We start from the raw sequence: 24,244 nt of genomic DNA, 5'->3' as shown, positions 1-24,244 counted from the left end.
GTAGAGCATAGGAATGCGACCGCCCGAGAGTCAATAACTTTTCAGGCGGTCGCATATCTATGCATCAACTTCTGTGCAGCGGGTTCCCCCCGTCGGGCCCTACTGCTGGGCCATCTCCTCCTTGAGCGCGGCCACGAATCCGTCGACGTCGTCCTCGGTCGTGTCGAAGGCGCACATCCAGCGGACGTCGCCCGCGGCCTCGTCCCAGAAGTAGAAGCGGTAGCGCTTCTGCAGCCGCAGGCTGACCTCGTGCGGCAGCCGGGCGAAGACCGCGTTGGCCTGGACCGGGTAGAGGATCTCCACTCCGTGCACGGCGCGGACGCCCTCGGCGAGGCGCCGGGCCATCTCGTTGGCGTGCCGGGCGTTGCGCAGCCACAGATCCTTGGCGAGCAGCGCCTCCAGCTGCACCGACACGAAGCGCATCTTGGAGGCCAGCTGCATGGACAGCTTGCGCAGGTGCTTCATGTGGCTGACGGCGTCCCGGTTCAGGACGACGACCGCCTCGCCGAACAGCGCGCCGTTCTTCGTGCCGCCCAGGGACAGGATGTCGACGCCGACCGCGTTGGTGAACGTCCGCATCGGGACGTCCAGGGAGGCGGCCGCGTTGGATATCCGGGACCCGTCCAGGTGCACCTTCATGCCGTGCGCGTGGGCGTGGTCGCAGATCGCGCGGATCTCACCGGGCGTGTACAACGTCCCCAGCTCGGTGCTCTGGGTGATCGAGACGACCTGGGGCATCGCCCGGTGCTCGTCGTCCCAGCCGTACGCCTGCCGGTCGATCAGTTCGGGCGTGAGCTTGCCGTCGGGCGTGGGCACCGTGAGCAGCTTGAGGCCGCCCATGCGCTCGGGGGCGCCGCCCTCGTCGACGTTGATGTGCGCGCTCTCCGCGCAGATGACCGCGCCCCAGCGGTCGGTGACCGCCTGGAGCGCGACCACGTTCGCGCCGGTGCCGTTGAAGACCGGGAAGGCCTCCGCTCCGCCACCGAAGTGGCTGCGGATGATCGTCTGGAGGTTCTCGGTGTACTCGTCCTCGCCGTACGCGACCTGGTGCCCGCCGTTGGCCAGGGCCAGGGCGGCGAGCACCTCGGGGTGGGTCCCCGCGTAGTTGTCGCTGGCGAAGCCGCGGACGGCCGGGTCGTGATGACGCCGGGCGTCGGTCTTCTGGGGGCTCACGGCTTCTCGGTCAGCCACAGGCGCTTTCCGTTCACTTCGGCGGCGGGCTTGTCCCAGACGCCGACGATGGACTCGGCCAGTTCCGTGACGTCCGTGAAGCCCGCGAACTTCGCGTTCGGCCGCTCGGCGCGCATCGCGTCGTGCACCAACGCCTTCACCACCAGGATGGCGGCCGCGGACGTCGCGCCGTCCGCGCCCTCGGCGATGCCGGCCTTGCGGAAGTAGTCCCCCATGGCCAGGGTCCACGCCTCGGCGGCGGCCTTGGCCGCGGAGTAGGCGGCGTTGCCCGCGGTGGGCTTGCTCGCGCCCGCGGCGCTGATCAGGACGTACCGGCCGCGGTCGCTGGCCTGCAGCGCCTCGTGGAAGGCGAGCGTGGTGTGCTGCACCGTGCGGATCAGCAGGAGTTCGAGCAGGTCCCAGTCGTCGAGGACCGTCTTGGTGAAGGTCTCGCTGCCGCGCCAGCCGCCGACGAGGTGGACGAGCCCGTCCACCCGGCCGAAGTCCTTCTGGATGCGCGCGGCCCAGTCGCGGGTCGACTGGAGGTCCAGCAGGTCGACGGTGTCGCCGACGACGGTGGAGCCGCCGTGCGCGTAGCGCGCCGCGTCGACGGCCTCCGCCAGCCGCTCCGCGTCGTTGTCGGCGCCGATGACGGTCGCGCCCGCCTCGGCGAGCCTGAGCAGCGCCGCCCGGCCGGCGGGTCCGCCCGCGCCCGCCACCGCGATCACCGCACCGCTGAGAGCCCCGTTCCCCATGGTCTTCTCCTCCTGAGCAATGTTCTCGCTACCGCGGTCGGTCACGCGGCGACCCGCTCGGAGCCGGCCGCGGTGATGCCCTTGGTGGAGGCGATCACGTTCTTCAGTTTCTTGGAGAGCGCCTCATAGAACATGCTCAGGGGAAACTCGTCCGGAAGCACGTCGTCCACGAGCTTGCGCGGCGGCTGCGACAGGTCGAGCGCGTCCGGACCCTTGGCCCAGCGGGAGCCCGGGTGCGGGGCGAGGTAGGTGGAGACCAGCTCGTAGGCCTTGAACCAGTGGACGAGCTTGGGGCGGTCGATGCCGGCCCGGTAGAGCTCCTCGATCTCGGAGCACAGCTGGTTGGTGACCTGCGGGGCGCGCTGCCAGTCGATGTGCAGCTTGTTGTCGGTCCAGCGGACGACGTCGTGCTTGTGCAGGTAGGCGAAGAGCAGCTGGCCGCCGAGACCGTCGTAGTTGCGGTTGCGGTCGCCGGAGACGGGGAAGCGGAACATCCGGTCGAACAGGACGGCGTACTGCACGTCACGGCCGTGCTCGTTGCCCTCGGACTCCAGCTTCACGGCCTCCTTGAAGGCGGTGAGGTCGCAGCGCAGCTCCTCCAGGCCGTACATCCAGAACGGCTGGCGCTGCTTGATCATGAAGGGGTCGAACGGCAGGTCGCCGTGGCTGTGGGTGCGGTCGTGGACCATGTCCCAGAGCACGAAGGCCTTCTCGCAGCGCTCCTGGTCGTGGACCATGGCGGCGATGTCCTCGGGCAGTTCGAGGCCCAGGATGTCGACGGCCGCGTCGGTGACGGCGCGGAAGCGGGCGGCCTCGCGGTCGCAGAAGATGCCGCCCCAGGTGAAGCGCTCGGGGGCCTCGCGCACCGCGATCGTCTCGGGGAAGAGGACGGCGGAGTTCGTGTCGTACCCGGCGGTGAAGTCCTCGAAGGTGATGCCGCAGAACAGCGGGTTGTCGTAGCGGGTCGCCTCCAGCTCGGCCAGCCACTCGGGCCACACCATGCGCAGCACGACCGCCTCGAGGTTGCGGTCCGGGTTGCCGTTCTGCGTGTACATCGGGAAGACGACCAGGTGCTGGAGGCCGTCCTCGCGCTTCGCGGCGGGGTGGAAGGCCAGCAGCGAGTCGAGGAAGTCGGGGACCTCGAATCCGCCGTCGGCCCAGCGGCGCAGGTCCTTCACGAGCGCCTCGTGGTACGCGACGTCGTGGGGCAGCAGCGGGGAGAGCTCGTCTATCGCCTCGGCCGCCCGGCGCACGACGGCTTCGGCGTCGGCGACGGCGGGGGCGCCGTCCGCCTCGAAGTCGATGGAGCCGTCCTTCGACTGCCAGGGGCGGATCTGCTCCACGGCAGCCTTGAGGACGGGCCATGCCGGGTGTTCCACCACCCTGGCCACGGGAGGAACCCGCTCCTCCGAACCCACCTGCACAAGAACTTCCGTCATGTCCCATCCTCCACAGGAAAACCTCGCGTATGGACACCGTATGTATGCGAGGTTCCGTTACGCAAGAGGAAACCCGGGAGATTATCCTGCTCAACCCCCGTCTTCACCGCTCTTTTTCCTGTCTGACACCGTCCATGCGATGACATACGCCACACCCTCCCGAACGGCGGGGGTCTCGGTGGGCCGACGACCGACGGGCCGCCGTGAGGAAGTGCCCGGGGTCCACACCTCCGCCGCGCCGTGTGAACCCGACACTCCCATTGCACGGTGTCGGAACGGGTACACAGAACAACCAGGCCATTAGGCTGCGGCCTGCCGCGTGGCCGCCCCCTCGGAACCACGCGTGAGCCGAGCCGCCGTCGACGGAAGCGAGTCGAATCTTGAACTTCCTCACCATCGGTCATCGCGGAGTGATGGGTGTCGAGCCCGAGAACACCCTCCGTTCCTTCATCGCCGCCCAGAACGCGGGCCTCGACCTCATCGAACTCGATCTGCACCTGAGCAAGGACGGCGCCCTCGTCGTCATGCACGACGCCGAAGTGGACCGTACGACCGACGGCACAGGGCCGATCGCCGACAAGACGCTCGCGGAACTGCGCGCGCTGGACGCCGGGCGCGGCGAACGCGTCCCCGTCTTCGAGGAGGTCCTGGAGGCGGTCAGGACACCGTTGCAGGCCGAGATCAAGGACGTCGCGGCGGCCAGGGCACTGGCCGAGGTGATGCACCGCGAGGATCTCGTCGGGCGGGTCGAGGTGTCGTCGTTCCACGACGAGGCGATCGCCGAGACCGCCCGGCTGGTGCCGGGGGTCCGCACCGCGCTGATCGCCAGCCGCTACGGCACCGACGTGGTGGAGCGCGCCGTCGAGGCCGGCGCCGCAACCGTGTGCCTCAACATCCGCAGGCTGAGCCTGGAGGTCGTCGAGGAGGCACGCAAGGCCGATCTGAAGATCATCGGCTGGGTGGTGAACACCCAGGACCAGCTCCGGCTGGTGCGCGCTCTGGAACTGGACGGCGCCACGACCGACTACCCCGAGATCAAGCGCACGGGCCGCTTCACGGCGTAGCCGGACCGGGCGGACCGCGGCACCGGGCGACGCCCGGGGGCCGCTCGGCGAGGACGCGCCGGGCGGCCCGGCCGCGGTCCCGTGCGGGACCGCCCGACCGTCTAGACGAGCGGCTTGACCAGCAGCTCGAAGCACAGGTCGTCGCGCTGCGGGATGCCGAAGCGCTCGTCGCCGTACGGGAAGGGCGTCATCCGTCCCGTACGGCGGTAACCGCGCCGCTCGTACCAGGCGATGAGGTCCTCCCGCACGGAGATCACCGTCATGTGCATCTCCGTGGCGCCCCACGCCTCGCGGACGGTCCGCTCCGCCTCGGCGATGATCGTCTTGCCGAGGCCGCCGCCCTGGAGCGCGGGGCTGACCGCGAACATGCCGAAGTAGGCGTGGTCGCCGCGGTGCTCCAGCTGGCAGCAGGCGACGAGCGCGCCGTCGCGCTCCACGGTCAGGAGCCGGCTGTCGGGCGCCGCGACGACCGCGCGGACCCCCTCGGCGTCGGTCCGCTGCCCTTCGAGGATGTCCGCCTCCGTGGTCCAGCCGGCCCGGCTGGAGTCCCCTCGGTACGCCGACTCGATCAGCGCGACCAGGGCCTCCACATCGCTGTCGACGGCGTCGCGGAAGGTCAGTCCGGTGGCGGCGGCGGTTTCCATGGGAGCGGTTCTCCGATCAGTGGCGCGGCTGGGCACGCCCGAGCGTAACGCTCCCCCGAGACCTGCCCGCCCGTCGCGGCGGGGGACGCCGACGGGACCCCGCCGACACGACACGGCGATGTGCGCACCGCACCCGTGTCACCACCGGAACCGGGCGTACGGGGCCTAGGCTCCGGGCGCATGGTGCACGTACTGAGCAGTCGGACCCTTCTGCGCCCGGCCGATCCCGAGCGCTCGCGCTTCTTCTACGGTGAACAGCTCGGCCTGGCCGTCTACCGCGAGTTCGGTACGGGGCCCGAGCGCGGGACCGTGTACTTCCTCGGCGGCGGTTTCCTGGAGGTCTCCGGACGGTCCGCGACCCCGCCCTCCCCGGCGCTGAAGCTGTGGCTCCAGGTCGCGGACGTGGCGGTGACCCGCGAGGAGCTGGTGGCCGCCGGTGTCGAGGTGGTGCGCGAGCCGGTGCGGGAGCCGTGGGGGCTGATCGAGATGTGGATCGCGGACCCGGACGGGACCGAGATCGTGATCGTCGAGGTTCCGGCCGACCATCCGCTGCGCCACCGGCCCTGAGGGCCCCGGCCGGACGCGGGGTCCGGAGCCGGCGCCGGATGGCCGGTGCTTCCCGGCGGGCTTAGCGTGCTGAGGGGGTTCGCTGCGGAAGGAACGTCATGAAGCTCGACAGGCCGGTGACCGGCGGACCCTGCTGGACCGAGCTCGGTACCGACGACCTGGAGGGCGCCAAGGGCTTCTACGCCGATCTGTTCGGCTGGCGCCCGGAGACGGACCCGCGTCCGGAGGCGGGCGGGTACACCGTCGAGCACCTCGGGGACGCGGCCGTCGCGGGGATCGCCCCGGTCTACCAGGAGTCCCAGCCCGTCGCCTGGAACGTCTCGTTCGCCGTCGCCGACGTGGACGCGACCGCGGCGGCCGTGCAGGAAGCGGGTGGCGTCATCGCCCTCGCGCCGACGGACGTGCTCGACATGGGACGTTTCGCGGTCGTCTTCGACCCGGGCGGCGCCGCCTTCCAGCTGTGGCAGGCGCGCTCCTTCCCCGGTGCGGGGCTGTTCAACGCACCGGGGACGCTCGGCTGGGCGGAACTCCTGACCCGGGCCCCGGACCGGGTGACCGAGTTCTACACGACGGTGTTCGGTTGGACCGTGACCCCCTCTCCGCATTACCCGCAGTGGGGCGTCGACGGGGCCGACTTCGGCGGCATGGTCACGATGGACGAGAACTTCGCGCACGAGGTCCCCTCGCACTGGCTGCCCTACTTCGCCGTCGAGGACGTGGACGCCACGGCGAACGCGGCCCTCATGGCGGACGGCCATCTGCTCATGGAGCCCGTCTCGCAGCCGGGCGGCCGGCGCCTGGCCGTCGCCCGGGACCGGCAGGGCGCGGCCTTCGGCATCTACGCGGAGGGCGAGAAGGACTGATCCGGCCGGCGTCAGGCGCGCGGCAGCCTCAGTCGGCCCTCCAGCTGCCCGAGCAACTCGCCCAGGAGTCCGGCCAGTTCACGCTGCCGGTCCTGGTCGATGCCGGACAGGACCCCGGTCTCGTAGGCGAGCTGGTCGGGCAGGACGCCGTCGACCAGGTCCCGTCCCGCGTCGGTCAGCCTGACGTGGGCGACGCGGCGGTCCCGGGTGTCGCCGCGCCGTTCGACCAGGCCGCGTTCGGTCAGCTGCTTGAGCCGCTTGGTGACGGCGGCACCCGAGGAGAACGTCTCACGGGCGATCTCGCTCGGGGTCAGCTCGTGCCCGGTGCGGCGCAGTGTGCCGAGCACGTCGAACTCGGGGCGGGTGAGCCCGGCCCGGCGCAGCGGCGCGTCCTCGGCCTGCTGGAGGAGCGCGGCACAGCGGTTGACCCGCCCGATGACCTCCATGGGCCCGGTGTCGAGGTCGGGCCGCACGGTCCCCCACTGGCGCACGACGGCCGCCACCGTGTCGGCCGCCGCCGGGCCGCCGGGCGCCCTCCCGGCGGGCCCGGTGCCGGCGGGCGCCTTTCCGGCGGGTGCCGTCCGGTCCGGCGAGGGGTCACCGCCCCGCGCCGGGCCGCCGTCCGCCGCTCTCCGCCCGTCCGCTGTCGTCATGCCTGTGCGCCCTCCCGGCAGTGCAGTCCCTGGCGTCGTACCGTCGCCGCGAGCGTACGGTGTCCGGCCTGCTCGGCCCGCATCACCCGCTCCTCCGGCAGGGCGCGCCGCCACCATTCGCCGGACGCGGCGTCCGCCACGGAGCGCAGGTGCACGACGGCGGCGGACAGTCCGCGGCGGGCCGACTCCAGGGCGCCGGACGCGGGCCGCTCCGCGGCGAGCAGAGCGGCCGCGTGCTCCTGGGCCCGCCCCACCGCGAGGAGCGCTTCTTCGACACGGTCACCCGCCCGCCGGTCGGTCACGGCGACGGCCGCGAGGAAGCCGACGAGCGCTCCCACGAGGGTGTCCAGGATCCGGTCGGTCATCAGCTCCCCGGGCCGCTGGGCGTGCGCGAACTCGGTGATCAGCAGGGCCATGGGGGTCACGCAGACGCTGCCGAGCCAGTAGTTGCGGCCGATCAGCGCCTCGGCGCCGAAGTTCAGGGCGAGGCAGCACAGGACGAGGGCGGCCTGTCCGGTGTGGGCGAGCGGGGCGAGGACGGCGAAGGCCACCACGCCGAGGAGGTTGCCGGTCACGCGCTGGACACCCCGGCTCCAGGTCAGGGTGACGTTGGCCTGGTAGAGGGAGGCGGCGGTGACCAGGGCCCAGGAGGGGCGGCCGACGCCGAGCGCGAGCGAGACGTATCCGGCGAGGGCGCAGCCGAGCGCGGTGCGCAGGGCTACGGGGGTGAGCGGACCCAGGCGGGTGAGCAGGGACGGTTCCCCGAAGGCGAGCGCGGCCTCGACGCCGAGGAGTTCGTCCGCGGCGTCCCCGAGGCCGTCGGGGCGCGGGACGGGTCCGGTGCCGGACAGTTCGCGGGCCCAGCCGCGCAGCCGTCCGGGGTCGGTGCCGGCGGGTGCGGCGAGCGCGACCTCGGCCCGTACGACGAGCCGCTCGAGAGCGCGCCGGGGCTCGGAACGGGCCCCCGCGGACAGCAGCGACTGCCAGGCCGCGTGCACGGCGGCGGCCGCGGCGGCGCGGGCCCGGGCGTCGTCCGGAGCGCCGACGGATGCCGCGGCGGCGTTCAGCGCGTGCGCGGTGGCGCGCCGCTCCGGGCCGTGCGGGCGCACGAGCGCGGGGGCCATGCCGACGATCCAGGCCCAGGCCCCCGCCGCCGCGCCCAGCGCGAGGTGGCCCGGCACCTGGCCGGGGCTCTGCGGCACGAACAGGGACGCCGAGGAGATGAAGGCGAGGACGACGTGCCCCGGCGGGCCGATGCGCGTGGCGTCGCACAGGACCTTCTGCGCGGCGGCCAGCAGCGCGCCGACGGTGACCAGGACGACGGCGTTCGTGGTGAGCGAGGCGGTGACGAGGGCGGCGCCGAGTCCGCCGAGCATCCCGGCCACCACCCAGGCGAGGGCCCGGGCCCGTGCGGCGTACGGGCGGTTGTGGGCGTAGAGCGCGCAGAGCGATCCGGCCATGGTGTACATCGCCAGGTCCAGCCGGCCGAGCGCCAGCAGTGTCAGGTTCGGCGGGGCGACCGCGGCGACGACGCTCAGGGCGGGCTTGAACCAGATGTCGGAGGGTCCCCCGAGGCGCAGCGCGGCGGCCAGCGGAAGCCGCCGTGCGCGCGAGGGGCCGGAAGAGGTCGCACTGCTCATGGCAATGACCTTAACAGGTGTTTTACCTGTAAATTAATTCTTCCGGACGGCCCCCACCTGCGGTGCACCCCCGCACGCTCCCCCGTGTACACCCCTGCGCTCGTATGCGCACCGGCCGCCCGGGGCATGCCCTGACCGACTGTCCGATGTCCGGCACCGCCGCCCGGCACCAGTTGCCCGGCATCGCGTGTCCCGCGTCGTGTGTCCGGCGTCGTCGAGCGGGGAGGTACGCGGTGCACGGACCGGCTTCACCCGGCTGGCTGCTCGTCGCGCTGTGCGCGGCGACCGGGGCCTACTGCCTGCTGCGGATGCGCAGCCCGGTCGAGGAACAGCGCCGCACGGCGGGCGGCGAGGCGCTCATGGGGTTCGGCATGGCCGCGATGGCCGTACCGGCGGCCGTGCTGACTCCGCCGCGCTGGGCCTGGTTCGCCTGCGCGGCCGTCTTCGGCGCCGCCGCGCTGCGCGCGCTGTGGACGGCCCGCGGCCGCCGGCACCACCTGCACCATCTGATGGGCACCGTCGCGATGGCCTACATGGCGGCGGTGATGACCGCCGCGCCGGCCCACCACGTCCACGGCGGCACCGGCGTCCCCGTCCTCACCGGGGCGCTCCTGCTGTACTTCACCGGCTACGTGCTCCGCTCGGGCGCCCGCCTCCTGCCCCTGGCCGTCGCGCCGGGCCCCGCGGTACGCGCCGTCGGCTGGGGCGACCGTCCCGAACTCTCCCAGGCCTGCCGCCTGTCGATGGGGATCGCGATGCTGGCGATGCTGGTCACGCTCTGACGTCGTTCACGCTCCGGCCTCCGGGGGCGCGGCCGCGCTCCGCGCCCGGTCGCGCTCCGAAGTCGGCGGCGTCCGACGGGAGTCCGGGCGCGGCACGAAGCCGTGGCGTACGTCACTTGGAGTCGCCGACCGTATCCAGCGGCGGGCCCCGCTCCATAGGCTTCGGCCATGATGGTCCCCGCGGCACTGTTGCTGCTCGGCGCCCTTGCCTCCGTGGCCGCTCCGCGACTGCTCGCCCGGGTCGACTGGCCGGACCGGGAACCCGTGGTCGCCCTGTGGGTGTGGCAATGCGTGGTGGCGGCCGTCCTGCTGTGCTGCGTCCTGTCGATGACGCTGAGCGCGTCCGCCGCCTGGGTGGCCGTGCGCGGCCACGTCTTCGGCGGCGCACCGGCCCCGGTCGTCGACGCCTACGCGCCGGGGGCGGGCGCCCCCTGGGCGGCCGCCACGGCCGTGGCGCTCGCGTGCGGCGGCGCCTGGACGGCGGCGATGCTGGCGCGCGAGATCGTGCGGGCACGGCTGCGCCGTCGCCAGAGCCGGTCCGAACTGCTGGTGCGCGCACCGCTGTTGCCGGGCGAGGAACCCGGGGACGACCGTCTCGTCGTCCTGGAGGGGGAGCGCCCCGACGCCTGGCTGCTGTCCGGCACCACTCCCCAACTGGTCGTCACCACGGCCGCGTTGCGCCGCCTGAAGGGACGACAGCTGGATGCCGTGCTCGCCCATGAGCAGGGGCACGCACGGGCCCGGCACGACTGGCTGCTGCACTGTTCGGCGGCGCTGGCCAACGGGTTTCCGCAGGTGCCCGTGTTCGCCGCGTTCCGCGACGAGATGCACCGGCTGGTCGAACTCGCCGCCGACGACGTGGCGTCACGCCGCTTCGGCCGGCTCACGATCGCTCTCGCCCTGGTCGAACTCAACGAGGACCGGGGCGTGTTCGGCCCCGGCCCGGCCCCGGACGCGCACGTCCCCCAGCGCGTCGACCGCCTCCTCACCCCCCGGGACCGGCTCCCGGCGGCCCGCAGACTGCGCCTGACGGCGGCGGCGGCGCTGGTGCCGGTCGTACCGGTCGTCGTGGCGTTCGTACCGGGGCTGCGGGCGCTGGGCCGCTGATCCGACCGCGGGTTCGCCGGGCGCCGCGCGAGTCGCTTTCCCCACCGGTTCACGGACTTGGCCGACGGATGGCGGCCGCTTCGGTCCGCCGCGGGCCGTGGGTGACGGCAGGCCGCGAGCGGATGTCAGCAGAAGGGCGCGACCAGGTCGGGTGGGCCGCTGCGGGCGTAGCGGCCGGGGGTGGTGCCGAGGGTGCGCTTGAAGTGGCGGTTGAAGTGGGACTGGTCGTAGAACCCGGCGGAGGCCGCGACCAGGCGCGGGGACATCCCGGCGAGGAGGAGTTTGCGGGCCAGGTCGACGCGGCGGCTCGTGAGGTACTGATGGGGCCCCATGCCGAATTCGCGGCTGAACACCCGGACAAGGTGTGCGGGGTGGGCGTGGAGGGCCTCGGAGGCGTCCTGGAGGCTGATGCCCTCGACGAAATTCGCGTCGAGGAGGTCACGCAGCTGGTGGGCGATGGGGGCGTTGCGCACGGCGGTGCGGTCTTCCACGCGGCCCTGCAGATGGTCGCGCAGGCGCTCGGACACCAGCGCGAGCCTGCTCTCGGCCTCGAGTTCCTCACCGGCGTGTTCCAGCGACTGGTGGAGCTGGTGGATGCGTTGGCGCAGCACGAGGTCCTCGAGGACGGGACTGTCGACGGCTAAGCCGATCAGGCTGTCCTCCAGCTGTGAGGAATCCAGATAGACAACCCTCTTTCGAAAACCCGCCGGGGTGACCGCGCGTCCATTATGTGGGACGTGCGGGGGGAGCAGTGTGACCATCTGTTCCAGCGCACCGTGCTCATGACGGTCCAGGTCGTATCTGACCATGCCGTCGTCGACGATCAGCAGGGTCCAGGAGTCATGCGTATGCAGGGGATAGACGTGGTCGGTGATACGAGCGTGGAAAACCTCTTCGACCCCCGACAGAGCAGGGCGCCATGCACGAATCTGCGGATGATCAAGCATGCAAAGATCGTACAAGACGCGACCAGCGCCGCCGGGGTTTGATTCACACATGGAATCCGTGAACGAACCCGTGCGTTTTGAGACAAAGATCGCCGTGATCTTGCGTGACGATCTCCAGGTGTGGCAGCGCCTCAACATGACCGCGTTTCTGGTCAGCGGCATCGGCCGAAACGTGCCGGAAGTGATCGGCGAGCCGTACTCGGATGCCGACGAGACCCCGTACCTGCCCATGTTCCGGCAGCCGGTCCTGGTCTTCGAAGCCGGCAAGGAGGCCCTGACCACGTCCCACCAGCGCGCCGTCAGCCGCGGCGTGCACCTGTCGGTGTTCACCAGCGACCTCTTCGCCACCAACAACGACCGGGACAACAGGGCCGCGGTGCGGGCCGTCCACCGCGATCAGCTGGACCTCGTCGGCATGGCGGTGTACGGACCGCGCAACGCCGTGGACAAAATCGTCAAGGGCGCCTCGATGCACCCGTGACGTCTCGTTAGGGGCGCGACGTGGAAAAAGAATCGCAACGGCGGAGCGAATCCGCCAACGCGTACATGTACCTGCTGACGACCATGGCGCTCTTCGGAAGTGCTTTCGCCAGCTCCAAGGCAGTCGTCGGCCATATACCCCATCAGGTCGCGGCCGGCCTCCGATTCGGCGGCGGTGCAGTTATTCTTCTGCTCCTGCTTGCCGTCATCGGGCGAAAATCTCGCGGCTCAGCACTTACTCGACAGCAGATCTTGCGCGCTGCGGGGGTGGGCCTGATCGGCGTATTCGCATACAACCTGTTCTTCTTCTGGGGCCTTTCCCTGGCCCCTTCGGCGGACGGCAGCATTATCGTTCCGGTACTGAGCCCGGTCATCACCACGGCCGTCCTTCTGGCCCTCGGCAGGGAAAAGGCGTCGGCCGCACGGATCGGCGGTCTCGCCCTCGGCGTGGCCGGCGCCGTGGTGTTCTTCGTCGGTGCAGGAAACGGGGGTCTCGACGGGGGCGGCTCCCGGCTGACCGGGGACCTGGTCTATCTGCTCGGCGCGTTCTCCTGGGCGGTGTACAGCATCGCCTCGAAGAAGGTCCTGGTCGGCATGGACCCGCTGCGGGCCACCACGTACGGCACGTTGGCCGGGGCGCTGGCCCTGGCCTTCCTCGCCGTTCCGTCCGTGCCGGACGTGGACTGGGGCGCGCTGTCCTCCGTGACATGGGCGAACATCGTCTACCTCGCCGTAGGCCCCACCGCTGTGGCCTATCTGTTCTACTTCCGGGGTCTGCGGGTCGTCAGCCCGTCGACCGCGACCGTCGTCATGTTCACCGTTCCCGTGTTCGGCGTGACCTGCGCCGTGATCTTCCTCGGGGAGTCGTTCGGCGGGCTGCAGCTCATCGGCGCGGCCGTCATGCTGGCCGGCGCGCTGCTGGCCGTGACGCAAGGCCACTTCCGGCAGGGGCACCGGCACGAACCCGTGCAGCCCGACAAGTCGGCCGAGCCCGGCAACACCACGGAGTCCGGCGATCTGGAATCCCTCAACAGGGGCTGATCCGGATCACCTTCGGCAATCGGACTCAGTGATTTCCACACCGCCTTCGGGGGGCGGCGGTGTCCACGCCTCGCGCCTGCCCAGGGCCCCACCCCCGCCCCGGGCGGGCGCTCGTTTTCACCCCCACGTGTAAGCAACGTCGCATACACGGTCATCATGCTCATCCATGCGGAAATGCAAGATCGGGGTCCTCAACTTCATGTCTGAAGTCGAGTTTCGGGTACTGGGACCACTTGAGCTCAAAGTGGGCGGACGCTCGGTACCGCTGCGAGGAATGAAACATCAGATCGTTCTCGGCGCGCTGCTCACCGCGGAGAGTCGGCGCACCTCCATCGGACGTCTCGTCGATGCCGTCTGGGGGACCGCTCCTCCGAGCACGGCGGGCAAGCAGATCCGCAATGCCGTGTCCGACCTGCGCGGCATCCTGGTTTCCAGCGGAGCCGTCATCACTCCCGTCGCCGACGGCTACGAAATCGACATCGGCGAGGCCGACTTCGATCTCCGTGAGTTCCACGGACATCTGGGACGAGCGCGCACGCTGCTGGGCCGGCAGCGGCCGACGGAGGCCATCACGGAGTTCCGCTCGGCGCTGTCCTTATGGACCGGCCCGATGCTCTCCGGAATCGACAGTCCGGTGCTGCAGGCCCAGGTCGCCGGGGTGAACGAGGTCCGGCTGTCGGTCGCCGAGGAATGCATCGACCTCGAACTCGCCCAGGACCGGCACAAGAACCTGGTCAGCGAACTCGCCGCCTGGGTGGCGGAGTACCCGCTGCGCGAGCGCATGGTCGCCCAGTACATCTTCGCCCTGTACCGCTCCGGTGCCCGGGCCCGCGCCTTCGCCGTGTACGAGCAGGCGAGACGCAGGCTGGCCGAGCTGCTCGGCCTGAGCCCGGGCCCCGAGTTGCTCGAGATCCACCAACTGATGCTGCGCGAGGACGCCGACGCGGCGGCGCCCGCACGCTCGGCTCCGGCCCCGGCTCCGAGCAGCCCGCCCGCTTCGGTACGACTCACCGCCTCCGCCCCGGCGCCGGCCACTCCGGACAGCTTGCCGTCCGAGGTCGGGCATTTCGTCGGCAGGACCGCCGAGATCAAGACGCTCCTCGCTGACGGGGCGCGCCCCGGACCACAGCGCGTGCTGTCCGTCGACGGCATGGGCGGGGTGGGCAAGACGGCCCTCGTGGTGCACGTGGCCCGCCAGCTCGCGGACCGGTTCCCCGACGGCCGCCTCTTCGTGGACCTGCGGGGCCACAGCGGCGAGCGGGCGCCGCTCGGCCATCGGGCCGCGCTGCGCCGGCTGCTGCTGCTCTCCGGGCTGCCGGAGCCGGAGCTTCCCGTGTCGTTCGAGGCGCTGGCCCAGCTGTGGCGCACCCGTACCTCGGGGCGGCGGGTGCTGGTCGTGCTGGACAACGCCGCCGACGCGGAGCAGATCGGACCGCTGCTGCCCGCCGGGGACGACTGCCTGACGTTGGTGACCAGCCGGCGTCGGCTGACCATGACCATGTTGTCCCCGACCCGGGTGCTGTCCTTGGACCGCATGCCCCGGGAGGAGGGGTACGCGCTGTTCTGCCGACTGCTCGGCGACCGGCACCCCATTCCGCAGCCCGATGCCGTCAGCGGCATCCTGGAGCACTGCGGCGATCTCCCGCTGGCCGTCTCGGCGGCCGCGGCACGACTGCGGCGACGGCCGTCGTGGCCGGTGAGGCACCTGGCGGAGCGGCTCTCGGATCCGGCACTGCGGCTCGCCGAACTGCAGACCGAGCACGGCGGGCTGATCGCCTGTTTCGACGCGTCGTACCGGCATCTGAACGCCGGTCAGCGACGACTGCTGCGGCTTCTGGGCGCCGCCGAGGGGGACCGTACGGACGTCGGGTCCACCTCGGTGCTGGCGGGCGTGCCGGCTTTCGCCGCCGAGCAGCTCCTGGAGGGGCTGGTCGACGAGCACCTCCTGATGCAGCCGGAGCCCGGTCAGTACCGGATGCACCCTCTCCTCAAGACCTACTGCGCGCAGCTGCCCGGCCCGGACGAGACCGCGGAGACGCAGACCGCGGAGACGCAGACCGCCGACCCCCGCCGCGTGCTCACTCGGCAACTGGCCGCCTGATCGCGCCGTTCCGCCCGTTCCGCTTTTCACCGCCTCCTCTTCTCCTGCGTCCTCTCGGAGCCCTCTCCCATGACCGGAAACGCTGTTGCGGACTTCTTCCTCTCCCTCGCCCTCGCCCTGGGCACCGCCCGGATCCTCGGGGCGCTCGCCCGCCGGGTGGGCCAGCCCGCCGTGGTCGGCGAGATCTGTGCCGGGGTGCTGGCGAGCCCGATGATCCTCACCCGGGCCGGCGCGGACACCGTGCTGCCCACCACGGTGAAACCCCTGCTGGGGGCCTTGGCCAACGTCGGCCTGGCCACTTTCATGTTCCTTATCGGCTACGAAGTTGACGGAACGTTTCTGCGCCACCGAAGGAAGGCCACGCTGGGCGTGGCCACCGGGTCCGTCGTCGTCCCCCTGGCCGCGGGCATGGCACTGGCGGTCCCGCTGGCTCACACCTACGCCCCCGGCAGCCACACGGCATTCGTCCTCTTCGTCGGCGTGGCCATGTCGGTCACCGCCTTCCCGGTGCTGGCCCGGATCCTCTCGGACCGAGGCCTGAGCGGACACCCCGTCGGCGCCCTCACCCTGGCGGCCGCAGCCGTCGGCGACCTGGTCGCCTGGATATGCCTGGCGGGCGTCGCGGCCTACGCGGGGGCGGCCGGCCAGTGGCAACTGGCCCTGCTGCCGGTGTACTTGCTTGTGATGTTCCTCGTGGTGCGGCCGCTTCTGGCAGGGCTCGTCGAACGGACCCGGCGCGACGGTCCGACCGTCGAACGGCTCGTGCCCCTCCTGATCGTGGGGCTGATGCTGTCCTGCGGCGCCACGGAATGGCTCGGGATCCACTTCATCTTCGGCGCGTTCGCGTTCGGTGCGGCGATGCCGCGCAACACCACGGGCGAGACGCGGTCGCAGATCATGCGGCACATGGAGCAGGCCGGACACGTGCTGCTCCCTCTGTACTTCGTGGTGGCCGGCACCAAGGTCGACCTGTCCGCCTTCGACGTCACCACCCTGCTCGCCCTCACCGCCGTGATCGGTGTGGCGGTGCTCTCCAAGGCGGGCGGCGCCTACGGCGGCGCCCGGCTCGCGGGAATGCCCCGTTCCGAGGCTCTGCCTGCCGCCGTGCTGATGAACACCCGGGGTCTGACGGAGATCGTCATCGTGGCCGTCGCCCTGGAGATGGGCCTCATCAACCAGGACTTCTATTCGATGATGGTCGTGATGGCCGTCGTGACGACCGCCATGACGGGACCACTCCTGAAAATCTTCAGGGTCCTGCCCGCGAACCCTTCTGTTCACCTGCCGGATAACCCTTCCGTCGCCCGGTCGTCCACTCTTTCGGAAAATACCTTGCAGACGGGCTGAGGCCGAGTTGAGGACGGGCCGGGGACGCATCGAGGACGGCCCGTCCTAGGTTTATGGACATCACCGGCCGAGACATCCGGACTCATCACCGGATGCGCCGGGCCGAAGTAATTCAAGGGAGGCATGAAATGACCGAGGCGCCACCGTCCCCCCTCGCCATGTCACGGCTCAGGACCCCTGTGGGTCCACGCCGCGCCGACCAGTCGCGGTGGAACGCGCAGCGCGGATCAGCCATGCCCTTCCAGCGGTACCAGCGGTCGGGAGGTCGGCTCCTCCACGAGCTGACCGACCGTACGTGGCCGACGAAGTCACTGGTCAGGGCACCGATCTGGGCTTCAGTCGACCTCCGCGACGGGAACCAGGCACTCAGCAGCCCGATGGACATCGAGCGCAAGAGCCGGATGTTCGAACTGCTGGTGCGCATGGGGTTCAAGGACATCGAGGTCGGATACCCGTCGGCCAGTGACGCGGATTTCTCGTTCCTGCGAACGTTGATCGAGCAGGACCGGATTCCCGACGACGTCACGATATCCGTGTTCACGCCGGCCAAGCCGGAATTGATCGATCGCACCTTCGAGGCCATCGAGGGCGCGGACCGGGCCATGGTCCACCTGTGCAACGCGACCGCCTGTCTGTGGCGTGAGGTCGTGTTCGGAATGAGCGCGGACGAGGTGCAGCAGATGGCACTCCGCTCGGCGGAGCACATTGCCCGCCGGGCGGACGCGGTCAAGGGCACGGAGCTGCGTTTCGAATACTCTCCGGAGACGTTCAACGTGACGGAACCCGAATTCGTGCTCCAGGTGTCGAACGCGGTCACCACGCTGTGGGACGCGAGCCCGGACCGTCCGGTGACGCTGAACCTGCCGACGACCGTGGAGACCGACTCGCCGAACGTCTTCGCCGACCAGGTCGAGTGGATGCACCGCAACCTGGGGCGCCGTGACGCGGTGATCCTCTCGGTGCACCCGCACAACGACCGGGGCACCGCGGTGGCCTCCGCCGAACTGGCCGTCATGGCCGGCGCCGACCGGATCGAGGGGACGCTCTTCGGCAACGGTGAGCGCACCGGCAACGTCTGCCTGGCCACGCTGGCGCTCAACCTGTTCAGCCAGGGCGTCGACCCGCAGCTGGACTTCTCCGACATCGACGAGATTCGCAGCACGGTGGAGTTCGCCAACCAGCTGTCGGTGCCCCCGCGCCATCCGTACGGCGGCGACCTGGTGTACACCGCTTTCTCGGGCACCCACCAGGACGCCATAGCCAAGGGTCTGGCAGCGGTCGAACGGCAGGCCGCCGAGGCGGGCACCTCCACCACCGAGGTGCCCTGGGACGTCCCGTACCTGCCCATCGATCCGAAGGACGTCGGCCGTACGTACGAGTCGGTGGTCCGCGTCAACAGCCAGTCGGGCAAGGGCGGCGTGGCCCACGTGCTCAAAAGCGCCTACGGGCTGGACCTGCCCCGCGGAATGCGGGTGGAGCTGGCCCGGCGCGTGCAGCAGGTGGCCGATGGTGACGGGGTGGAACTCACGTCCCGGGAACTGCGGGCCATCTTCGCGCAGATGTACCTCGAATTCGAGCGACCGGCGTTGCTGCTGAAGGAGTTCCGGCTGACCGAGGGGAAGGACACCGTGGCCGTCGAGGCCCTGGTCGTCGACGGGGACGGCCGGGAGCAGCGGCTGACCGGGGCGGGTCCCGACGTGTCGGCCGCTTACGCCGACGCCCTCGGGGACGGCGGCCTCTCCGTCGAGGTCACCGAGGTGTCCGGGCACGTCCTGCAGGACAGCCTCGGCACCCGGTACGCCGCCTATGCGCGGATCGTCCTGGACGGCGAACCCCGTTACGGCGCCGCGATCACGGGCGACGCGGAGAGTGCCCGTCTGGGCGCCGTCACCTCCGCCGTCAACCGCGCGCATGCCTGATGTTCCCCGTCTGCCACGGACTTCTGTGAGCCGAGCCATGGATTTCGCCTTCGTCGAGAGCGAGAAGGACCACGGTCGTGACTGCTTCGTGTACACGGGGCACAGCGACCTGGATCTGATGGGCGTCGAGAACCTGCGGGGACTGGAGGACCATGACCGGTTCGGTCTGCCCAGGGCCGGACAGGAGCAGGACGCCTTCGCCCCCCACACCACCCACATGCTGGTGATGGTCGAGGGGGAGTTGGTCGCCGGCGCGGAGCTGGTCGCCTATTCGCCACTGGGGCTGCCCCTGTCCGAGTGGCCCGCCCTACGGGGTGTGCTCAGGCACAGCGGTCGGCTGGTGCAGTGCCGACGGCCGGTGATACGCCCTGAGTTCGCGGTCGCGCCACTGCCGGAACTGCCGTTCGGCGCGCTCGGCGGTCTGCTCAAGGGCTGTCTGCAGTGGGCGGTGTTCCATGACGTCAGCGATGTCGTGGTGGAACTCGCCGACGGACGGTCCCCGAAGCGGCTGGCCGAGCTCGGCTTCACGGCGGTGGAGGGCTCGGGACCGGTCGGGGCACCACGGACGTACCGGCTGAACGTCAGCCGGCTCGTCGCCCGCAGCTTCCGGGCCAGCCACCCCTTCTACCGCTACCTGCTCGAGTACGACAAGAGCGTCCTGATCGGCGAGGCCGACACCGCCGTCGCCTGACCGGCCGCCGCACGAGCCCGAACCACCACGCATCCCGAGCCCTGGAGAGGAACGGATCGCATGTCCCTCATAGGCAGACACCACGCGCTGCCGGAAGACCTGCTCGTACACCGGGTCTTCGAGGCCCACGCCCGGCAGCACCCCGACCGTACGGCCCTGACCTGTGGTGACGAGCAGCTGAGCTTCGCGGAGCTGAACGCGCGGGCCAACCGGTTCGCCCACCACCTCATCGCCGCCGGTGCGGGCCGCGGCTCCGTGATCGGCGTGTGTCTGGACCGGACGCCCGACCTGCTGGTCGCGATCCTCGGCACGCTGAAGGCCGGCGCCGCGTACGTGCCCCTGGACCCCACCTATCCTGCCGAGCGGCTGCGGCTGATGATCTCCCAGCTGGACGAGATCAAGCTCAACGTGGCCTCGGCCGAGACCCGTGCCCTGATCGCCGGGGCACCGGGCGAGCTGCTCCTGCTGGACGATCTCGCCGGACATCTGGAGAGCCTGCCCGCCACCGATCCGGTCGTCGACCTGTCCAACGACGACCTGTGCTACGTCGTGTTCACCTCCGGGTCGACGGGCACGCCCAAGGCCACCGCGGTGCGCCACGAGGGCTGGTACAACCTCCTGGAATGGCTGCGCGTCGAGTACGCGCTGGACGGATCGGCCAGCGGGCTCACGGTCAGCTCCTTCGGCTTCGACATCAGCCAGCGCGGCCTGATGGCGCCGCTGTTCTGCGGGGCCGCCCTTCACCTGCTGCCCAGCCGGATGTTCGACCCGGGCATGGCGTACCGGCTGATCGAGACCCACGGCGTCCGGCAGCTGCACTGCGCGCCCAGCACCCTGTACGTGCTGATCGACCACGAGCAGGCACTCGGGACCGACGCGCTGACACGGGTCGGTCATGTCTTCATCGGCGGGGAGCCGCTCACGGTCGCCCGTATCGAGGAATGGGCCGCTCAGGACGGCAACTCCTGCGTACTGCTGCACCAGTACGGGGTGGCCGAGTGCACGGACGTGGCGACCTCCCACGTGCTCGCGGACCACGCCCGCTACCGCGGCGCGGCGACGCCGGTGGGCAAGCCCGTGTACAACACGGAGATCCGCCTGCTCGACGACGAACTGAACGAGGTGCCGGACGGCGAGACCGGCGAGATCTGCATCTCGGGCCTCAGCGTCAGCGCCGGCTACCTCAACGCCTCCCCCGCCGACAGCCGCCGGTTCACGGAACTGGCCGACGCCGGCGGTCCGGTACGGATCTACCGGACCGGCGACCGCGGCTACCTCACCCCGGACGGGGAGCTGGTGGTGGTCGGCCGGGTCGACGCCCAGGTCAAGATCCGCGGCATGCGGATGGACCTCGGGGACGTCGAACACGGCGTCCGCTCCCACCCGCTCGTCGACGACGCCGTGGTCGTGGCGCTCCCGGACGCCTCGGGCGAACTCCGCCTGGTCGGCTTCGTCCTGCCCGCCGCCGGGGCGATCGACGCCCGGGCCCTGTACCGCGACCTGTTGGACACCCTGCCTCTGAACATGGTCCCGCAGGAGTTCAAGGTCCTCGACGCCTTTCCCCTCAATCCGAACGGAAAGACCGACCGCCGGGCCCTGGCCGCCCTGGCCGCCGCCTGACCCCCGGACGAACACCTCCTCATCCGAACCCATCGAGCAAAGGAACGCCCTACATGTCCGTCGACCAGCAGCGCCCTACTCCGGCCGCCCAGATCTCCAGCAACGCTGTCATCCCCGATGACATCAAGGCGGACATCGAGCAGTTCAGCCTGGACGGCTTCACCGGCCCGATCAAGCTGTACGAGCCGGAGGAGGCCGAGGCGCTGATCCGCGAGATCCGCATCAACAACCAGGACGCCTCGCAGGCGCTCTACAAGAACAGCGTCAACTACGACCGGCACTTCGACATCCCCGAGCTGACCAGGCACATCGCCCACCCGACGATCGTCAAGTACCTGACCGCGATCCTGGGTCCGGACGTGCTGAACTGGCGCACCGAGTGGTTCCCGAAGTTCCCCGGCGCCAAGGCCACCGAATGGCACCAGGTGCGCGACTACAGCTACGCCAACGGCAAGCCGCAGCTCCTGCCGACCGAGTCGGAGTGGAACGCGTTCATCGACATCACCGTGTGGACCACGTTCACGCCCGCCACCAAGGACACCGCGTGCATGAAGTTCGTCCGCGGCTCGCAGCGTGACTGGATCTTCGACGAGCACAAGGCCACCCAGGCCGGCCGCGGCACCGACTACGACGTCGCCCACTCCAGCACCGGCTTCTTCGGCTACGACTTCGCCGACTTCAAGATCGACCCGAACTGGGAGCCGCGTCCCGAGGACGTGGTGGAGCTGGAGATGAAGCCGGGCGAGGCCGTCATCTTCACCGCGTCCTGCGTGCACGGTTCGACCCCGAACACCACCGAGCGCGAAACCCGCTTCGCGATCGCCAGCCGCTACGTGCCCACGCACGTGCGCGTGTACCCGGACCAGGACTCCTTCAGCGCCCACGGTGCCACGTTCGACCTGTCCGAGTACGGCAGCGTCCTCGTGGCCGGCGAGAACCGGTACGAGCACAACCGGATCCGCACCGAGAGCAACCACGGCACCCCGTTCGGCTGGACCAGCTGATCTCCTCCCCCGCTTCTCCTTCACCAGACAAGGAACACAGAACGTGATCACATCGAAGATCCACGCCATCTGGAGCCGTGAGCTCAATCTGGCGGAGTTCGCCGACACGGACGACTTCTTCAGCCTCGGTGGGCACTCGCTCATCATGACCCGGATCCAGCGCGAGATCCTCTCCGAGCTCGGCGTCGAGGTTCCGATGGACCAGCTCTTCCGCAAGTCCACGGTCGCGGAGATCTCGGAGCACATCGAGTCGGCGCTCTCGGCCGCCTGACTCCGGCCCCCGACCACCTGATCCCCCGGTGCCGCCGGGGACAGGGCCACAGGCCCTGTCCCCGGCGTTCCGCCGTCCCCTTCCCAACCCTCACTTCCACAGGAGAGCCCTCAGTGCAACTATCGAGTCGGGGCCGCCAGATGTCCCGTCTGTCGGGCATCCGCAGCATCATGGAGGACATCGCCGCGGTCGGTAACGGCGCCGGCTCCGGCGAGTGGCTCAACCTCAGCCCGGGCAATCCCTCACACATCCCCGAGGTCGTCGCGGCCTGGCACCGGCTCACCCGGGAAGCCCTGGACGAGCGGTTCGTCGAGTCCAGCACCCGCTACGGCCCCTCGCGCGGCACCAGCGAGCTCGTCGAGGCCGTGGTCGACTACTTCAACCTGACCTACGGGTGGTCGATCGGCCCCGAGAACGTGGTCGTGGGGCCCGGCAGCCAGATGCTGTCGTTCATCGCGACCACCCTCTTCACGGGCCCGGACACCGACGGGGTGGTCCAGCCGTTGGTGCTGCCGCGTCTGCCCGACTACACCGGCTACCAGGGACTGGGACTGGACCCGGGAGGCATCGTCGGCCTGGAGCCGCTGATCGTCCCGGAGGGCCGCCACTCCTTCCACTACGCCGTGGACACCGAGGCCCTGGCCCGGCAGAGCCGCATGGGCATGATGCTGCTCTCCAACCCCGCGAACCCGACCGGCAGCAGCATCGAGGCCGGCGAGCTCAAGGCCCTGATCGAGACGGCCGAGCGGCGCGACGTACCACTGGTCCTCGACCACGCGTACGGGGAGCCGTTCCCCGGAGTCGTCCAGACCCGGCTCGCCCCGGTCCTCCACTCGCACGTGATCAACCTCTTCACCCTGTCGAAGGCAGGCCTGCCCGGTGAGCGGATCGCCTTCGCCATCGGCCCCGCGGAACTGGTCGACCCGATGGTGTCCTTCATCGCCAACTCGGCGCTGCACGCACCGCAGCTGCTGCAGGCCGCCGTCGAACGCTCCTTGCGGACCCGGGAGATCGACACGCTCACCACGCAGCACATCAAGCCCTACTACAAAGCCAAACGGGCGATGGCCGAGGAGTTGCTCACCGGGGCGCTGCCGGACTCCATGGACTGGCGGCTGCACTCCAGCGACGGCGGGATGTTCTGCTGGCTGTCCATCGACCACGACTGGTTCGACGACCTGGAGCTGTACCAGCTCCTCAAGCGCAAGCGGATGTTCGTCGTCCCCGGCCGCCACTTCTTCGTCGAGCCGCTGGACACCCCGTTCCTGCGCACACACGGCAAGCGCTGCGTCCGGCTGAGCCTCAGTTGCGACGAATGGGCCGTCGCCGAGGGCATCGACCGGCTCGGCGAGGCACTCGAAGAGCTGCGCGTGAACGCGCGCGCCGGGGAGTGAGATCCATGGACAAGTGGTTGCGCCACCACCCGGTGGAAGGGCCTGTCGTCAGCCGTCTGGTCTGTCTGCCGCACGCGGGCGGGACCGCGGGCTCCTTCGCCGGCTGGGCCGGACGGCTGCCTGCCGGAGTGGAGCTCGTCGCCGTGCAGTATCCGGGCCGGCAGGACCGGCTGGCCGAAGAGCCGATCGGAGACATGGCCGAGATGGCCGACCAGCTGGCACAGGCGCTGCGCCCGCTGCTGGATCTCCCCATGACACTCTTCGGGCACAGCATGGGCACCGGCCTGTCCTACGAGGTGGCCGGCCGGCTGGAGCGCTCGGACGGCTTCGTGATGGACCACGTCTTCGTCTCCGCGCGGCCCGCTCCGCACCGGATCGACGGGGAGCACCGGCACCGGCTGAGCGACGAGGAGCTGGTCGCGGCGATGCGCCGACTGGGCGGGCCGGACGCCGCGGTGTACGACCACCCGTCGCTGCTGCCCCTGATCCTTCCGCCGCTCCGGGCGGACCTGGCCCTGCTGGACCGCTACCTGCCGAAGCGGCTGACCCCGCTGCGGGCGCCCCTGACGGCTTTCGGCGGCAGGGCGGACGACACGTGTCCGGTGGCGGAGCTGTCGTCCTGGGCGGAGGCCACGACGGCCGGCGCCCGGGTCCGGACGTTCCCGGGCGGGCATCACTACCTTCGGGAGTGCGAGGACGAGGTGCTCGGGGCCGTGTGCGCGGAAATGGCGCAGGCCCGGTAGAT

General features: G+C 70.6%; 23 protein-coding genes. 16 read left to right on the top strand and 7 right to left on the bottom strand.

Annotated elements, in window-relative coordinates:
- Nucleotides 1-99: 99 nt before the first annotated feature.
- Genes ACICHK_RS34200 through ACICHK_RS34190 form a run of 3 tightly spaced genes read right to left on the bottom strand, consistent with a single transcriptional unit; the run spans nt 100 to nt 3,364 of the window.
- The gene (locus tag ACICHK_RS34200) at nt 100-1,173 is read right to left on the bottom strand and encodes a threonine aldolase family protein (protein WP_406839926.1); all 1,074 of its coding nucleotides are present in this window, start codon (nt 1,171-1,173) and stop codon (nt 100-102) included.
- The gene (locus ACICHK_RS34195) at nt 1,170-1,925 is read right to left on the bottom strand and encodes an SDR family NAD(P)-dependent oxidoreductase (RefSeq protein ID WP_151469017.1); all 756 of its coding nucleotides are present in this window, start codon (nt 1,923-1,925) and stop codon (nt 1,170-1,172) included. Before ACICHK_RS34195 ends, ACICHK_RS34200 begins: the two co-directional genes overlap by 4 nt.
- A 41-nt stretch (nt 1,926-1,966) precedes the next feature.
- On the bottom strand, nt 1,967-3,364 hold the full coding sequence (locus ACICHK_RS34190) for a DUF6421 family protein (RefSeq protein ID WP_151469018.1): 1,398 nt from the start codon (nt 3,362-3,364) through the stop codon (nt 1,967-1,969).
- A gap of 380 nt (nt 3,365-3,744) precedes the next feature.
- On the opposite strand from ACICHK_RS34190, the gene ACICHK_RS34185 reads away from it, so the two are divergent.
- On the top strand, nt 3,745-4,428 hold the full coding sequence (locus ACICHK_RS34185) for a glycerophosphodiester phosphodiesterase (protein ID WP_406839924.1): 684 nt from the start codon (nt 3,745-3,747) through the stop codon (nt 4,426-4,428).
- A gap of 101 nt (nt 4,429-4,529) precedes the next feature.
- Here the strand turns inward: ACICHK_RS34185 and ACICHK_RS34180 are convergent, their stop codons facing one another.
- A complete protein-coding gene (locus ACICHK_RS34180; RefSeq protein ID WP_151469020.1) occupies nt 4,530-5,072 on the bottom strand; it encodes a GNAT family N-acetyltransferase in 543 nt (180 codons plus the stop codon).
- Between the two features lie 180 nt (nt 5,073-5,252).
- On the opposite strand from ACICHK_RS34180, the gene ACICHK_RS34175 reads away from it, so the two are divergent.
- Entirely contained in the window at nt 5,253-5,639 is a 387-nt protein-coding gene (locus ACICHK_RS34175; protein ID WP_406839923.1) for a VOC family protein, read from the top strand.
- A gap of 98 nt (nt 5,640-5,737) precedes the next feature.
- Nucleotides 5,738-6,502: a VOC family protein gene (locus ACICHK_RS34170; protein ID WP_151469022.1), complete on the top strand. Its 765-nt coding sequence runs from the start codon at nt 5,738-5,740 to the stop codon at nt 6,500-6,502.
- 11 nt (nt 6,503-6,513) lie between these two features.
- Here ACICHK_RS34170 and ACICHK_RS34165 read toward each other — a convergent pair whose 3' ends face one another.
- Nucleotides 6,514-7,155: a MarR family winged helix-turn-helix transcriptional regulator gene (locus tag ACICHK_RS34165; RefSeq protein WP_406839922.1), complete on the bottom strand. Its 642-nt coding sequence runs from the start codon at nt 7,153-7,155 to the stop codon at nt 6,514-6,516.
- Nucleotides 7,152-8,795, bottom strand: a complete 1,644-nt coding sequence (locus ACICHK_RS34160; protein ID WP_406839921.1) for an FUSC family protein — start codon at nt 8,793-8,795, stop codon at nt 7,152-7,154. Before ACICHK_RS34160 ends, ACICHK_RS34165 begins: the two co-directional genes overlap by 4 nt.
- A 233-nt stretch (nt 8,796-9,028) precedes the next feature.
- On the opposite strand from ACICHK_RS34160, the gene ACICHK_RS34155 reads away from it, so the two are divergent.
- The gene (locus tag ACICHK_RS34155; protein ID WP_406839920.1) at nt 9,029-9,577 is read left to right on the top strand and encodes a DUF5134 domain-containing protein; all 549 of its coding nucleotides are present in this window, start codon (nt 9,029-9,031) and stop codon (nt 9,575-9,577) included.
- A gap of 168 nt (nt 9,578-9,745) precedes the next feature.
- The gene (locus ACICHK_RS34150) at nt 9,746-10,684 is read left to right on the top strand and encodes a M56 family metallopeptidase (protein ID WP_406839919.1); all 939 of its coding nucleotides are present in this window, start codon (nt 9,746-9,748) and stop codon (nt 10,682-10,684) included.
- Nucleotides 10,685-10,809: 125 nt separating this feature from the next.
- On the opposite strand, the gene ACICHK_RS34145 is transcribed toward ACICHK_RS34150, so the two are convergent.
- Nucleotides 10,810-11,631: an AraC family transcriptional regulator gene (locus ACICHK_RS34145; protein ID WP_151469027.1), complete on the bottom strand. Its 822-nt coding sequence runs from the start codon at nt 11,629-11,631 to the stop codon at nt 10,810-10,812.
- Between the two features lie 49 nt (nt 11,632-11,680).
- Here ACICHK_RS34145 and ACICHK_RS34140 point away from each other — a divergent pair, with 49 nt between their 5' ends.
- The 11 genes from ACICHK_RS34140 (at nt 11,681) to ACICHK_RS34090 (ending at nt 24,242) form a co-directional block, all read left to right on the top strand.
- Nucleotides 11,681-12,112, top strand: a complete 432-nt coding sequence (locus ACICHK_RS34140) for a DUF2000 domain-containing protein (RefSeq protein ID WP_151469028.1) — start codon at nt 11,681-11,683, stop codon at nt 12,110-12,112.
- Nucleotides 12,113-12,177: 65 nt separating this feature from the next.
- Nucleotides 12,178-13,152, top strand: a complete 975-nt coding sequence (locus tag ACICHK_RS34135) for a DMT family transporter (RefSeq protein ID WP_406841391.1) — start codon at nt 12,178-12,180, stop codon at nt 13,150-13,152.
- Nucleotides 13,153-13,426: 274 nt separating this feature from the next.
- Complete coding sequence (locus ACICHK_RS34130; RefSeq protein ID WP_406839918.1) at nt 13,427-15,253, top strand: BTAD domain-containing putative transcriptional regulator; 1,827 nt, start codon at nt 13,427-13,429, stop codon at nt 15,251-15,253.
- A gap of 69 nt (nt 15,254-15,322) precedes the next feature.
- Entirely contained in the window at nt 15,323-16,600 is a 1,278-nt protein-coding gene (locus ACICHK_RS34125; RefSeq protein WP_406839917.1) for a cation:proton antiporter, read from the top strand.
- Between the two features lie 233 nt (nt 16,601-16,833).
- A complete protein-coding gene (locus ACICHK_RS34120; protein WP_406839916.1) occupies nt 16,834-18,519 on the top strand; it encodes a 2-isopropylmalate synthase in 1,686 nt (561 codons plus the stop codon).
- 37 nt (nt 18,520-18,556) lie between these two features.
- On the top strand, nt 18,557-19,210 hold the full coding sequence (locus ACICHK_RS34115) for a hypothetical protein (protein ID WP_151469032.1): 654 nt from the start codon (nt 18,557-18,559) through the stop codon (nt 19,208-19,210).
- Between the two features lie 60 nt (nt 19,211-19,270).
- On the top strand, nt 19,271-20,830 hold the full coding sequence (locus ACICHK_RS34110; protein ID WP_406839915.1) for an amino acid adenylation domain-containing protein: 1,560 nt from the start codon (nt 19,271-19,273) through the stop codon (nt 20,828-20,830).
- 53 nt (nt 20,831-20,883) lie between these two features.
- A complete protein-coding gene (locus ACICHK_RS34105; RefSeq protein WP_406839914.1) occupies nt 20,884-21,834 on the top strand; it encodes a chlorinating enzyme in 951 nt (316 codons plus the stop codon).
- A 43-nt stretch (nt 21,835-21,877) separates the two neighbouring features.
- Nucleotides 21,878-22,105, top strand: a complete 228-nt coding sequence (locus ACICHK_RS34100) for a phosphopantetheine-binding protein (RefSeq protein ID WP_406839913.1) — start codon at nt 21,878-21,880, stop codon at nt 22,103-22,105.
- Between the two features lie 113 nt (nt 22,106-22,218).
- Nucleotides 22,219-23,499, top strand: coding sequence for an aminotransferase class I/II-fold pyridoxal phosphate-dependent enzyme (locus ACICHK_RS34095; RefSeq protein ID WP_406839912.1), 1,281 nt, complete (start codon nt 22,219-22,221; stop codon nt 23,497-23,499).
- A gap of 5 nt (nt 23,500-23,504) precedes the next feature.
- Nucleotides 23,505-24,242 (top strand): thioesterase II family protein, encoded by a 738-nt coding sequence (locus tag ACICHK_RS34090; protein ID WP_406839911.1) that lies wholly within the window; start codon nt 23,505-23,507, stop codon nt 24,240-24,242.
- Nucleotides 24,243-24,244 lie beyond the last annotated feature (2 nt).

This window comes from Streptomyces sp. AHU1 (assembly GCF_045343905.1).
GTDB lineage: Bacteria > Actinomycetota > Actinomycetes > Streptomycetales > Streptomycetaceae > Streptomyces > Streptomyces triticiradicis.
This window is presented reverse-complemented; position numbering and strand designations above follow the sequence as displayed.

Excerpts from the sequence above, each read along its gene's own strand:
- ACICHK_RS34195 (WP_151469017.1), bottom strand. The coding sequence starts at position 1,925 with ATGGGGAACGGGGCTCTCAGCGGTGCGGTGATCGCGGTGGCGGGCGCG.
- ACICHK_RS34190 (WP_151469018.1), bottom strand. The coding sequence starts at position 3,364 with ATGACGGAAGTTCTTGTGCAGGTGGGTTCGGAGGAGCGGGTTCCTCCC.
- ACICHK_RS34180 (WP_151469020.1), bottom strand. The coding sequence starts at position 5,072 with ATGGAAACCGCCGCCGCCACCGGACTGACCTTCCGCGACGCCGTCGAC.
- ACICHK_RS34175 (WP_406839923.1), top strand. The coding sequence starts at position 5,253 with ATGGTGCACGTACTGAGCAGTCGGACCCTTCTGCGCCCGGCCGATCCC.
- ACICHK_RS34170 (WP_151469022.1), top strand. The coding sequence starts at position 5,738 with ATGAAGCTCGACAGGCCGGTGACCGGCGGACCCTGCTGGACCGAGCTC.
- ACICHK_RS34165 (WP_406839922.1), bottom strand. The coding sequence starts at position 7,155 with ATGACGACAGCGGACGGGCGGAGAGCGGCGGACGGCGGCCCGGCGCGG.
- ACICHK_RS34160 (WP_406839921.1), bottom strand. The coding sequence starts at position 8,795 with ATGAGCAGTGCGACCTCTTCCGGCCCCTCGCGCGCACGGCGGCTTCCG.
- ACICHK_RS34150 (WP_406839919.1), top strand. The coding sequence starts at position 9,746 with ATGATGGTCCCCGCGGCACTGTTGCTGCTCGGCGCCCTTGCCTCCGTG.
- ACICHK_RS34145 (WP_151469027.1), bottom strand. The coding sequence starts at position 11,631 with ATGCTTGATCATCCGCAGATTCGTGCATGGCGCCCTGCTCTGTCGGGG.
- ACICHK_RS34140 (WP_151469028.1), top strand. The coding sequence starts at position 11,681 with ATGGAATCCGTGAACGAACCCGTGCGTTTTGAGACAAAGATCGCCGTG.
- ACICHK_RS34135 (WP_406841391.1), top strand. The coding sequence starts at position 12,178 with ATGTACCTGCTGACGACCATGGCGCTCTTCGGAAGTGCTTTCGCCAGC.
- ACICHK_RS34130 (WP_406839918.1), top strand. The coding sequence starts at position 13,427 with ATGAAACATCAGATCGTTCTCGGCGCGCTGCTCACCGCGGAGAGTCGG.
- ACICHK_RS34125 (WP_406839917.1), top strand. The coding sequence starts at position 15,323 with ATGACCGGAAACGCTGTTGCGGACTTCTTCCTCTCCCTCGCCCTCGCC.
- ACICHK_RS34120 (WP_406839916.1), top strand. The coding sequence starts at position 16,834 with ATGCCCTTCCAGCGGTACCAGCGGTCGGGAGGTCGGCTCCTCCACGAG.
- ACICHK_RS34115 (WP_151469032.1), top strand. The coding sequence starts at position 18,557 with ATGGATTTCGCCTTCGTCGAGAGCGAGAAGGACCACGGTCGTGACTGC.
- ACICHK_RS34110 (WP_406839915.1), top strand. The coding sequence starts at position 19,271 with ATGTCCCTCATAGGCAGACACCACGCGCTGCCGGAAGACCTGCTCGTA.
- ACICHK_RS34105 (WP_406839914.1), top strand. The coding sequence starts at position 20,884 with ATGTCCGTCGACCAGCAGCGCCCTACTCCGGCCGCCCAGATCTCCAGC.
- ACICHK_RS34090 (WP_406839911.1), top strand. The coding sequence starts at position 23,505 with ATGGACAAGTGGTTGCGCCACCACCCGGTGGAAGGGCCTGTCGTCAGC.